The sequence below is a fragment of the Psychrobacter sp. GW64-MNA-CIBAN-0177 genome, from assembly GCF_040309585.1.
Taxonomy (GTDB): domain Bacteria; phylum Pseudomonadota; class Gammaproteobacteria; order Pseudomonadales; family Moraxellaceae; genus Psychrobacter; species Psychrobacter okhotskensis.
This window is the reverse complement of sequence record NZ_JBEOOY010000363.1, coordinates 1-260: the sequence shown is the minus strand read 5'-3', so window position 1 is coordinate 260 and position 260 is coordinate 1. Positions and strand designations below refer to the sequence as shown.

At 45.4% G+C, this 260-nt stretch carries 1 protein-coding gene; it reads left to right on the top strand.

The genetic code is table 11. From position 1 onward, the window contains the following. Positions 1 to 260 (top strand): hypothetical protein (locus AAEY79_RS15460; protein WP_352289416.1); only part of this gene is annotated, 260 nt, incomplete at both ends.

The window sequence follows — 260 nt, the reverse complement described above, 5'->3', positions numbered from 1 at the left end:
CTTTAGGGGCATTACCCTCGCCAAACAGCATATTCATGAGTCGATTAGCGGCAAACGCTTTTTAATGCTTCATGGCGATCAATTTGACTCACAAGTCTGTGTCAGCAGAGCCTATGCCAAACTAGGTGACCATTTATATGATGTGTTGCTTTGGCTTAATCGCCAATTACATAGGGTAAGAAGTCGCCTAGGGTATCCCTATTGGTCATTAGCCAGCTACATCAAACTCCGCGTCAACAAAGCCCAGCAAGCCGTTAATC